This is a genomic window from Halanaerobium sp. MA284_MarDTE_T2, from assembly GCF_003337245.1.
In the GTDB taxonomy this organism is placed as follows: Bacteria; Bacillota; Halanaerobiia; order Halanaerobiales; family Halanaerobiaceae; genus QPJE01.
In genome coordinates, this window is sequence record NZ_QPJE01000013.1 from 49,455 (window position 1) to 61,700 (window position 12,246).

General features: G+C 33.0%; 10 protein-coding genes and 1 pseudogene. All 11 read right to left on the bottom strand.

Annotation, left to right across the window (positions count from 1 at the left end):
• Positions 1 to 329: 329 nt before the first annotated feature.
• The 11 genes and pseudogenes from DFR78_RS07370 to DFR78_RS07425 all read right to left on the bottom strand — a co-directional run bounded on the left by DFR78_RS07370 (position 330) and on the right by DFR78_RS07425 (position 12,119).
• On the bottom strand, positions 330 to 1,178 hold the full coding sequence (locus tag DFR78_RS07370; protein ID WP_369834948.1) for a sulfite exporter TauE/SafE family protein: 849 nt from the start codon (positions 1,176 to 1,178) through the stop codon (positions 330 to 332).
• A 64-nt stretch (positions 1,179 to 1,242) separates the two neighbouring features.
• A complete protein-coding gene (locus tag DFR78_RS07375; RefSeq protein WP_114458200.1) occupies positions 1,243 to 2,247 on the bottom strand; it encodes a proline racemase in 1,005 nt (334 codons plus the stop codon).
• Positions 2,248 to 2,445: 198 nt separating this feature from the next.
• Positions 2,446 to 3,693 (bottom strand): annotated as a pseudogene (gene prdD / locus DFR78_RS12160) (proline reductase cluster protein PrdD).
• 44 nt (positions 3,694 to 3,737) lie between these two features.
• Positions 3,738 to 4,463 (bottom strand): D-proline reductase (dithiol) protein PrdB, encoded by a 726-nt coding sequence (gene prdB / locus DFR78_RS12300; RefSeq protein ID WP_114458203.1) that lies wholly within the window; start codon positions 4,461 to 4,463, stop codon positions 3,738 to 3,740.
• Positions 4,460 to 4,753, bottom strand: coding sequence for a CBO2463/CBO2479 domain-containing protein (locus tag DFR78_RS07395; RefSeq protein ID WP_114458204.1), 294 nt, complete (start codon positions 4,751 to 4,753; stop codon positions 4,460 to 4,462). The genes prdB and DFR78_RS07395 overlap by 4 nt, the downstream gene beginning before the upstream one ends.
• Positions 4,754 to 4,800: 47 nt before the next feature.
• Complete coding sequence (gene prdA, locus DFR78_RS07400; RefSeq protein WP_114458205.1) at positions 4,801 to 6,903, bottom strand: D-proline reductase (dithiol) proprotein PrdA; 2,103 nt, start codon at positions 6,901 to 6,903, stop codon at positions 4,801 to 4,803.
• A 137-nt stretch (positions 6,904 to 7,040) separates the two neighbouring features.
• Complete coding sequence (gene prdC / locus DFR78_RS07405) at positions 7,041 to 8,339, bottom strand: proline reductase-associated electron transfer protein PrdC (RefSeq protein WP_114458206.1); 1,299 nt, start codon at positions 8,337 to 8,339, stop codon at positions 7,041 to 7,043.
• A gap of 234 nt (positions 8,340 to 8,573) precedes the next feature.
• The gene (gene prdR / locus DFR78_RS07410) at positions 8,574 to 10,316 is read right to left on the bottom strand and encodes a sigma-54 dependent transcriptional regulator PrdR (protein WP_114458207.1); all 1,743 of its coding nucleotides are present in this window, start codon (positions 10,314 to 10,316) and stop codon (positions 8,574 to 8,576) included.
• A gap of 258 nt (positions 10,317 to 10,574) precedes the next feature.
• Positions 10,575 to 11,537, bottom strand: a complete 963-nt coding sequence (locus tag DFR78_RS07415) for an NTP transferase domain-containing protein (protein ID WP_114458208.1) — start codon at positions 11,535 to 11,537, stop codon at positions 10,575 to 10,577.
• 104 nt (positions 11,538 to 11,641) lie between these two features.
• Positions 11,642 to 11,959: an XdhC family protein gene (locus tag DFR78_RS07420; protein WP_114458209.1), complete on the bottom strand. Its 318-nt coding sequence runs from the start codon at positions 11,957 to 11,959 to the stop codon at positions 11,642 to 11,644.
• Positions 11,952 to 12,119, bottom strand: a complete 168-nt coding sequence (locus DFR78_RS07425) for an XdhC family protein (protein ID WP_199505578.1) — start codon at positions 12,117 to 12,119, stop codon at positions 11,952 to 11,954. The genes DFR78_RS07420 and DFR78_RS07425 overlap by 8 nt, the downstream gene beginning before the upstream one ends.
• Positions 12,120 to 12,246: the final 127 nt, after the last annotated feature.

Here is a 12,246-nt window from a genome sequence, read left to right on the forward strand (position 1 = left end):
GTAGTATAATATGACCAGTATTAGTTTTATCGCTGGTTCATCTATTCTGGAATATTCCCTATTTTCTCACTATGAAAACCTTAGATACTGTGGAAATAACGGTATCGGATATGTCACCAAAGCTAAAATGCAGAATGAAATTAAAAAGTCTTAGCTTAATTTACATGTGAAATTTTAAACTAGTATAATTATATTATTTCTTATTTAAAAAATCAAAGGAGATAACCAGCACTCTAATAGAGCAATATTATCTCCTCCTGCCAAAACATATTATTTAAAGTAAATTATTTATATTTTAGCTAATCTGAATTATTTCATGTTTATAATAATTATTTACTGTATGCAGCTCTAAACATAGTAACTGAAGTATAAAAAATTACACAGATTACTAACCAGGTTAAAATATTGAGTGGTAAAGTTTTAACTATATAAGCTGCAATAAAAACACCGATAGCTCCTCCAATAGAAATTGCCAGAGAAGCTTTTCTGTTATAAGCACCTTCCTTAATAAATTTAACAGAAGCAACCGGCATTAAAAAGGCACAGGATCCCATCATAATAGGAAAAGCAACCCGGGCACTCATTCCCAGCATGTAAACTAAAGCCATACAGGGAGCATAAAGCCCAATTCCTAGTGTCATTAAAGCACCTAGAATCAAATTAACTCCATTTGCAATTATTAGTTTTAAACCAGTTAAACCAACTGCTTCTCCACCAACTGGCATCCAGCCCAGCTGACCTGAAATCATTAAAACAGCAGTAATAAACAAGGCAAATGCCATTCCATACTGTACCTTTTTCTCTGGTAATTTAGATACAATTCCAGCTCCAATCCAGGCTCCTACTGTAGCTGATGCTATCATGCTAAATAAAGTTATGGGATCAACATTTATTACTGAAATAAAAATAAATGCTTCAATAATTACAGGAATTGTACAGGAAACATTTAAAGTTCCTGGTAAAATACGATCACTAATCTGCTTAAATCCTCTCAATAAGGCTGTCGTAGGTGCAAAACTACCAATGCCAAGTGTATCAAAAAAATTGGTTGCAAATCCAATTGCTCCTGATTTAAACCAATCTGTTCTATTTTCTAAATTACTATAATTTTTTACTGTATCTCGGGCCAGCTCCACACCAAACCAGCTACCCAATAAAGCTAACATACCTAATAAAATATTAATCAATTTATTCACTCCTTTTAATAGTTTATTTATCTAATTCATTAAAAGATCAGATTATTTATAAACAAAATCCATTTTGGAGAGGATCATCTGGATCAATTACAAATTGGTTAAACCCTGTTATATAGGCATTAGCAGTTATTTGAGGGACTACAGCTTCAAAATCTCCTACCTTAGCCAGACCTACTATTTTTCCTTTAAATAAAGTTCCAGTTATACTTTCATATACAAACTCTTGATTTTCTTTTAACTCACCTTTTTTATATAAAGTAGCTAATTTAGCACTTGTTCCTGTTCCACAGGGAGAACGATCCAGCTGGCCCTGGCCAAAAACAACTGCATTCTTCTTATCAGCAGCTGGATTAGTTGGATCATCATAAATTTCCACTAAATCAACCTGATTAATATGCGGTTTTTCTGGGTGCTGAACTTTAATTGTCTGATTAACAATATCTCTAATTTGAATCCCTACTTTTTTTAGCTGATCAGCATTTGCATGATTAACCTGTAAGCCAAGATCTTTAGCATTTACAATTGCGAAAAAACTACCTCCAAAAGAAATATCTAACTTAACTGCACCAATTTCTGGCACTTCAATTTCTAAATTTTCCTTATAAACAAAAGAGTTAACATTAATTATAGAAACTGATTTAGCTTTACCATCTTTAACTTCTACCCTGGCTTTAATTAAACCAGCCGGTGCTTCTAAAACTACATCGGTATAAGGTTCTTTGACTTCTACCATACCGGTCTCAACTGCAACTGTGGCTGCTCCAATACTGCCATGACCGCACATATTTAGATAACCACCACCATCCATAAACACAATTCCTAAGTCTGCTTCTTCTGTAGTTGGGGGTAGAATAATGGAACCAAACATATCATTATGGCCACGCGGTTCAAACATTACTGTAGTTCTGATGTTATCCAAATATTCTTCTAAATATGCTTTCTTTTCAGCCATATTTTTACCTGGAACTTTTGGCACACCACTAGTTATAATTCTGGTGGGTTCTCCCATAGTATGAGAATCAACAGCTTGAATACTTTTAATAAAATTCATAATTTACCTCCTTATGAAATTGATTTATCTCTTAAATACTTACTTATCAGCAGTCTTTCATTTTTCTTCAAACTAGAAAAATAGAATTTTAAGGCATAAATAATAATTTTTGGAAATATAGGGGTGACTTATATAAAAAATTAAGCTTTTTCCTAAAAAGTTCTTCCTTTATATAATTTAAACTAGCTTATTTAAAGTTTATCTTTTCATTTTAAGTTTTAAAAATGCCAGCGCTTTTTTGGCATCAAGCTCATCAACAGTATTTTCACCAACAACTTCTGTTTCTATTCCAGATTCTGATTTATTTATATCTATTATTGTATCCATATACCTATTTTTTACAACAAATTTACCCTGTATACCAATAAAACTAAGTCCAACTACTTCTATATCCCGAACAGCTATTTCTTTTATTGTATTGGCAAAATCTACATCAGAATTACCCCAGCCATCTGCTGAAACTATTGCTCCGTCAACCTGCATTGCTTCCGCCCACTGAGCAGCTCTCTTCCCAACATAATATTTTTCTTTTTGTGATTGCGGAGTGCCAACTATAATTACTCCCATAAGATTAATATCTTCATCTTTATTTATGATATTTAAGAGCGGATCACGAAAATGATGTAAACTTGTTTCCTTTGTTGATGGACCAATTCCCATAATTAAACACCTCTTATTTATAATAAAATATTATGTCATGGCTCTAATTGCCCCATCTCGATATTCATTAGGAGATAGTATTACTGGCATATTGCCCATGTCGATAATTGATCTACCACCTTTAAATCCTGATGGCTCATCAGCTAAAATCTGGTTATCATACATTGCTCCCTGACCGGCAACCTGCTTGACTAACACAATTTTTTTCTTATCTGGATTTATTTTTTCTTCATATTTATGTATTTCATCTGCTTTTCGTCCATCTATATTTTTTAGTTTTTCACGGATCAAATCCAAAAAATTGTCACAAGCTGCATGAACACTCTGAGCTGCTTTTCTTTCAAAAAGATATTTTTCTTTAACTATAACTTCAAAATTAATTATATAGTCATCTTTTGCCGGGGTACCTGCTCTTCCAAAAATAACTCTATCAGAAAGTATGCCTTCAGAAGATCCAAATTCGGCCATCTGTCTTCCTTTTTCGTCCGCACAGCTTAAGAGCAAATATACCCCGGTTAATGTATGAGTAATGCCAGTTCCTAAATTACCAAGTGCTTTAACTGAGATAGGGATAAAATCCAGGATATTATTCACATATTGATCATGTCTATCTGGTGAAATAATTTTTAAATTTATATCTTTTATTATTTCATTTTGAAAATCTATTTTATTTAGATATTCTCTATCCAGTTTGAGAACATTATCTTTTATTTCTGTAAAAGATCCTAGTTCTACTTTATTAATATTAAAAGCTTTGATTGTCAATTTGCGTTTTTCCCCCGACATTTTTATCCTCCTGTTTATATCCCTTTTATTATCAATTTTTAGCTCTAAATTTTAGCATTATACTCATAAGGTAGTTTTACTATTCTTCCTGGAGTTTCTATTTCTTCTAACTGTTTTAATGTATCACGCACAATATTCAACTGCATTTCAGCATTGTTTGGTTCACCTGCATTAGCTCCCATAGGTACTAAAGGAGCAGTCACTCTTGGTGCACCATTTTGACGAACTACTGGAGGTAATGCTGCAATAATAATTGTCGATATACCAGCACTTTCAATCGCTCTCTGCACAATCACGGCAGAGCGGTGGCAGGTACCTCAGCCAGCAGTTAATAAGACTGCATCAACACCTTCTTCTTTAAATATTTCAGCAATTTTGGGGCCAGTTTCTTCTTTGAAGACTTTTACATCACCCCCACCTCCCATAAAGCCTACATGTTTGGAAGCTACTTCTTTAATAAATCCTTCTGATTCAAGCTCTCTCAATCTGTCCAGAGGAAACATACAGTTGATGTCTTTGTTAACATCACTATTATCATAGCCACCATGTGAAACCATTAAATCTTCACTTGAGGCATCACCTGGAATAATTCGATATCCTGTATCACCTGCCAAATTAAATCTTTTATCACTCTTTAAATGTACTCCAGCTGCAGTAGCAAGCGCTACTTTCATTTCTTTTAAAGGTTTTTCTACCGGTGTCCAGACAACTTCGGGAGTAATCGGAACATAAATTTCGGACTGCAGTCCTTTTACAACGGTTAAACTCATTTTGCTCCTCCTTTACTTTTTTTATTATTTTTTCTAAGCTTTTTTATATTACTTCTTTTTATATTGGCTAAATAATCTTCATTTACATCAGAAGCTAAAACTTCTGGATATGTCATCATAAAACCTACTTCCTGACCAACTTTTATTTTATAATCACTAATCAACATGCGGCGGGGAATATAGATTTCTCCCATACGCCCTTTGAAATCAATTGCTACTGCACAATCATTTATTTCAGTTATAATACCTTCATAATATCTTTCTGTGGAAATATATTTTAAATTATTCATCTGTCTAATCTCCTTTTTGATATTTTTTTGCAGTCAGCAATTTTGATCTAATTATCTTTTTCATCTTTTTCATAAATTTCTTTTCTCTTTTTGCTCATTTTAAGGGAAGTTTCATTAGGAGCAAGTTCTATTTTTTCTCCTAGAGTATCTTCAATTACTTCGATATTATTTAACTTAACATTTGGGTTCCAGGATCTTTCCGGTGCTTTAATTTCTTCACCAGCTACTTTGCTTTTTAGCATAGCTATTGCTCTTATGGCATCTTCTTTAGTCAGACAGTTATTTTCTAAAATTTCATTTTCAATACCCTGTCTGGATTTATTTAGATCAACCATAGCATCCATATATTCATTACCAACTACAAGCTGGCCCTGTACTGCTGCATAGGTGACTCCTACAACCGGAACTCCTCTTTTACCCACCTGTTCAATATTACTTGCAAAGTCCACATGGTTATTTCCAAATCCTTCTGTAGTAACAATGGCACCATCAAGGTCCATAGATTCTACCGCCATTCCCAGTAATTTTGATACATAGAATTTTTCTGAATTTACCTGTGGTGATCCAATTAAAATTACTGTTGTTAAATCTATTTCATCATCATTCATAGCTTCCATTACTAGAGGTTCTCTCCAGTAATGTCTTGAAGTCTCTTTAGAAGCTGGGCCAATACAGGTTAAAGCATGAATACAGCCATCTATAACCTGTAGTGGTGAGACTACAATCGGAACATTACCTAAATCTACATTTGCTTTAGCACCAAGTGTGCCTACTGGTTCAACAGGAAGTAAATAATTATCATGCATTGCTCCCTGGCCCATTATTTCCTTTATAATAGCAACTTTTTTCTTCCCTGGCCGGCGCTTCTGAACAAATTCCTCTTCCCTTACTTTAAGGCTTTCGTCCAACTCTTTGAGAACTTCACGAATTTCCTGAGTGATAAAATCAGTTGCTTTATGAGCTGCCATAGGTCCAGGCCTTTCCATTCCTGTTCCAGCTTTAACTTTAACATCTGTCTTAATAAATATTTCGCCTTTTTCTGGTGCACCGGGGCGGCCCCACATAATATTTCTTTCTAAAATACCTTCTGAAGAACCAAATTCTCCAATCTGTACACCTTCTTCATCTGTTCCAGTTACCATTACAATTACTCCATCAATAACTCTTGTGATGCCTTCTCCAAGTTCTCCTTCTTCTTTAACTGCAATTGGCTGAACATCCATAATAGTATTACTGAATTTATCATAATCATCAGGAGTTATTATATCTATTTTGAGATCAACAACAAGATCTTCTGAATCTACAGCATCCTGACAGATATCCTTTCTAATGTAAAGGGTTTTATCCTCAATTTTGCTTTCTCTAGCAAATTTTACCTCATTTATTTCGAAATATTTGCGCTTTAGTTTACGTACAATTATTTCTTCTTCTGCCTTTTTTTCTTTATCTGCTGTATCTTTAATTTTTAAACTTTTGCTTTGATTTGATTCTGCAATAGTTTGTGCACCCCCCTGTACAGTAGTATTGAGAGGTAATTCTATATCAATACCTTTTCCCTCATCTATCTTTATTTTAAGTACTCCACCTCTTTGAACATTATTTTGATTTGATTTTCCACCTTCTTCAGTTGTGGAATCAGGATATTCTTTAATTACTGCTTTTTTAATTGGAGTTAAAGCTGGTAAATCCTGAGAAAGAGTTTTACCTACTGCTTCCCTCCTGCTTAATACATTATCACTGTCATTTAAATCAATGAGAAGAGAATCTTCTAATTTATCAAAATGCATTGGATCTTCTAAATCGTCTATAGTAATTTTTTCACCTGCTTTTTTATTTATCTTAAGCACTGCTGCCTGGTCTTCATTACTTAATTTAATGTCTTCATCCTCTTCCATTTTTTTAATATCTTCAAACATTTCTGGAGTAAATGGTGTCAGAGAATCAACAGTTTCTTTAAGTTTGGCACCTATTACCTCCCCTATTTTTAAACAATTGTCCGGAATTTCCAGCAGGTTTGAATCAACTAGATCTGGAATAATAGCTGGATCTTCCAGGTTCTTTGCAGAAATGACTGTTCCGGCTTCTGTACGGCAGCAGCCAACTGCTACTTCATTTTTCATCTTTTGTGCTTCTTCAGCAGAAATTGACATAATTATTCTCCTTTCTTTTCTTATCTTTTATTTTCCAATATCTTTAAATTAATATATTTTTAATTCACTATGTTAAATTGAACTATCATAAGTAAGTTATTTTTATATATTTTTTACATAAACTAATAATTAATGCTTTATGCATCTAATTTTAGTCTTCTTGTGAGCGGATAATTTAATGTTCTAAAAACATGGTCAGTATGGTGATAAACTGGAATGCCCAGTTTAGGTGCACAGCACATTACTGTATTTGAACAGTCACTACAATTGGCAATAAGTACTCTTTCTGCCCCTGCTTTTTTTAGTTTCATTATTTTTTCAACCTGGCCAGGACATTCTCCAGGAGTTTTACATTTTAAACTGCCATTATTTTCAACAACATTTTTGCACTGTTCTACACCGACAACTTCTGCACCCATTTTTTCAGCTATATCCCGCAGCCTTGCTTCATCAGCACCACAGGCACAAACAAGTAATCCCAGTGGTCCAGTATATTCTGGAAAGGGAAGAGTTATTAGCGCTCCACCATCGACTTTTGTTAGAACTGCCTCTTCCAGAGAAACAGCTTTACCTGTATATGGTCCGCCAATTATTAATTCACCATAATCTCCCTTTATACCACCTGCTTTTTCAATTAACAATTTAATGGGGGTTCCAATCGGAACTCTTAATTTTACGACCCTTGTTTTTTCTCCATTTAACTTACCAGCAATTGTTATATCTTTATCTATTACCGGTTTTCTTTTTTCTACAGCCTCACTGATATTAAAAATTGTTTCTGCATTTAATACTACAGAATTTACCTCCAACGGCAGCTGATCTGGTTCCAACCATTTACCAAAAATTTCTTTGATAATTGCTCTTTCTTCACCCATAGGGTATATGTCTCTCAACTTTTTAACTTTAATATTATTTTCTGATGAAGTTTTTTCTTCTAAAGCTTTTACAGCTTTTTTGTTTTTAGCTTTTATCGCAATATATGCCTCTTCTGCCCCAGTAATTTCCATTACATATTTAATACCTCTAATTATAGAGGTGGGGTCTTTTTCAATTAAACTGATGTTATGGTTAAGTATTGGTTCACATTCAACACAATTAGCAATAACAAAACCGTTATTTAATTCACAATTAAGCTTAACATGTGTTGGGAACCCTGCTCCACCAGCACCTACAATGCCGGCTTCTTTAATCATTTCTAGATAGTCATCACTTTTATTCAGTTTTAAAAAATCATCCTTCTCTACTTCCTGACTGGATTCAATAATAACTTCTGTTTCTGTAATTTTTTTAACTTTACCAGAAACACTGGCATGGATATTTGCCCCCAGTCCATCAGCTTCTGCAATAAGTTGACCTCTTTTTACTGCAAAATTTTCATTTACGATTACTTTTGATAATGATCCTATATGCTGTTTTAATGGTATCTTAAAATCCATCACTGCACCTCCTTTATTTCTCATTATATTAATAATGCATAGTCTGTTCCATAAAGTCAACTTGAAAGAAAAAAGACCCAAAAAAGGCCGAATCAGCCTCTTTTAGGTCTTAAATAACGTTTTTTATTAAATTTTTCTATATATTTTATGACGAATTTTAGTCATTCTGACATCATTATTTTGAGTTGACGAAATTTAATCATTTTTTATAACTCTATTTTGTTCCGAATAATACTAGATATTATATTTATTAATTTTTGAGTGAAGTGTAGTTCTGGGGATTTTTAGCAATTCTGCCGCCAGCTTAATATTACCATCTGATATATTGAGTGCCTGTTTTATTAATGATGATTCGTATTCTTCAACTGCACTTTTTAAGCCAACACTTTCGGTATAAATACTATCAATATTTTCTCTATTTAAAACCTTTTCACGTATATAGTGGGGGACAAGCTCAGGGGTAATTACTTCATCATCCTGAGCAAGTGCAAGTAAGTGTTCTACCGCATTTTTTAACTCTCTAGCATTTCCCGGCCAGTCATAGTTCATCATAATATCCATTACTTTGCTTTCAACTTTTGGTACTTTTATTTTATTTTCAGCCGCTATTTCCTCTAAAAAATGCTGAAAAAGCAATATAATATCCTCTTTCCGCTCTCTAATTGGCGGCAGGTTAATATTAATTACATTTATTCTGTAGTATAAATCTTCTCTGAATTCGCCTTTTTTAACCATCCTGCTTAAATCTTTATTTGTTGCTGAAATTACTCTTAGATTAAGTTCTAATTTCTTTTCTCCACCTATTTTTTTTATAGTTTTATCCTGAAGCACCCTAAGCAGTTTAGCCTGCATAAATAAGGGGAGGTCTGCTATTTCGTCTAAAAAAATGGTTCCATTATTTGCCAGCTCAAAAAGTCCTTTTTTTCCTCCTTTTTTAGCGCCTGTAAATGCACCTTCTTCATAACCAAAAAATTCACTTTCAAATAATTCTTTAGGGATAGCACTGCAGTTTACTGGTACAAAATATCCCTCTACATCACTGTAATTGTGGATGGCTCTTGCAAAAACTTCTTTGCCGCTTCCACTCTCTCCAGTTATTAAAATAGAGGCACTGCTTTTTGCAACTCTTTTTGACATATCTATTTTTTCTTTAATAGCCTTACTCTGGCCTACCACATTACCAAAATTATTATCAGTCTTTTTATCAATCTCTTTTTGCAAAAACTCTATTAAATCATTGGCCTGTTTTAGTTCTTTCTGCATTTTTTTTACTTCAGAAATATCGCGGTCTGTACTTACTACCCCAAAAAATTTGCCCTTAATATAAATTGGAACTGCACTAATTATAATATGACAACCTTTACGTGGTGTATGATAAATATTTTTTACTTTTTTTCTTGTTTCTAAAATTTTAACATCAATAGCATTGGGAAAAAAATCCTGAAGCAGTTCTCCTATAATTTTTTTTGAAGTAATTCCATAAAGATCTTCAGCCTTATTATTCCAGACTAAAACTCTACCTTCTTTATCAATTAAACAAACAGCCTCACTGATATTATTAATTATATATTTGAGAATAACACTTATTTTTTCGATCCGCATATAGAGAAAATTTCTAATATGCTCCTGTCGAATTACCCCAACCAATCGTGAGCCGCGGATAACCGGCAATCTACCGATACCTTCTTTTACCATCAAATCTCTGCACTTAAGCAGAGTATCCTCAGGTCTAATATAAATTATATCTCTTTTTAAAAGCTCGTTAAAACTATCCCCATTTTTATGACAGATACTATAAAGATCTTTTAAGGTTATTATTCCTCTAATATTATCTGCTTCATCGACTATAAAAATTTCTTTTTTTGTATTCTTCATCAATATGTCTGAAATATTTTCTATGCTACTTCCTTTTTTTATTTTAATAAAATCTTCTGCCATTATTTCTTTTGCCTGAATGTCATAGCTTGCTAACTTCAATATTTACTCCTCCCCCAGGGTTCTAATGTAATTTATTGAACTTTTATAAGAATTAATATTAATTTATGTACTATTTTTCACAAAAATTCTTATCCACTTTTAAAAAATACTTATTATTAGTAGATATTCGCAATTATTATAACTTATTAAACAGAAATGAGCAAATAAAAAATCAGGTACCTGAGATTTTCCAGCCTGGTACCTGATTACAAAATTACCGTATTTAGCATTTGGCAAAATCTTTTTCAATATATTTCTTCAATATATTTCATCCCAAAAATCTCTGCCAAAATATTTATTTTCCAACCTAGTTATTTCAAAATGTGCTTCTTTACGGAAAGCCAAAAAATTGTTTAAAAACTTTCTTCCTTTGGAAGTCAGCTTTGAGCCACCACCAGAAGAACCACCTTTATGTCTTTCAATCAGTTTAAACCCCAGCCTATGCTCAATATCATTTATCAAATTCCAGGCCTGACTGTACGACATATTGATATCCTGAGCAGCCTTATTGAGAGAACCATATCTGTCAATTCGCAAAAGAATGTCACAGGGGCCATCCCCAAAAACTTTATCACTTTTTTCCAGCCATAATTTATAATTTAAATTTATACTCTCATCTTCAACCTTATTTTTATACTTTTTATATTCATCAAAATAATCTATATCCAGAATAATATTCTTATCATCAACCGGAAAATACAAAACATCTTCTGGATGTCTTTTAATCAAATTTCTAAGCCCATAAGGTGAATTTGTAAGCTGTTTAATCTGAGGTACCAATTCTTTAGAAATTATGACAGGATGGCCTCTAACATCATCATAAACTGGAACAATTATTTTTTTGCTGTCTGCCAGATATTTCTCTATAATTAGATTATAAGTATCAGGAGCAATCATTGGTTTATCAGCCAGAGTGATAAGAATATGTTCTGTACTCGGGGCCAGGTCTTTAAGTCCTCTTTTTATAGATGAAAGCATACCAGTTTGATAATCTGCATTAACCAATACCCTTATTTTTTCATTAATAATATCTTTTATATGCGGATATATCTTTTCAGCCTCTGCGCCAAGAATTATTCTTATTTCTCCGTCAAACAGGTCAGTTTTTATTAAATTATTTACAGTTGTTTCAAGTATCGTGGAATCAGAAAAAGGCAGGATTTGCTTTAATGCTCCCATCCTATTACTTTCACCTGCAGCTAATACAAGAGATGTAATCATAAATACCTCCAATATTTTCAAGTCGTTAAGTTTAAAAAACTCTAAAAATATATCAATTACTTTAGCTATTTAATTTATTATACCTACAAATATATTAATATTTTCTAGTCAATTAAATCAATTACCTCAACAAATATATCAACATTGCCTCCACATATTCCACCATGTTCAGCTATATCCTTATTGGTCAGATTATAATTTAACTTCTTAGATCCACCTGTTTTTATTAACTTTTTACTTTCTTCAATAATTTCAGCTTCTACAGGTCCTCCACCAATAGTTCCATATGTAGAACCATCAGGATATATTATCATTTTAGCACCTGCATTGCGGGGAGAAGAGTCTTTAGTTTTTATTACTGCTGCCAGCACAAGTTTTTCTCCACTGTAATTAATAATTTTCTCAAATAGTTCTTTATTCACGGCCCAGCCTCCTTACCTTAACAATCTGAGAAATAATTGAAACTGCTATTTCTTCAGGTGTTTCACTGCCAATCTCTAAACCGATCGGAGCATAAACTCTATTAATAAATTTTTTATCTATATTATCTTTTTCCATTAATTCTTCAAAAATAAGGTTCACTTTTGTTTGACCCTCCTCGGGGCAAGCCCACGAGGATTCCTGCTTCTTAGAAGTGGTAACCCACCATCTCCACAGGCTTAAAATCCTGTTAGCCCAACAGTATATCCTCTAACTTGCCTTTTGTATT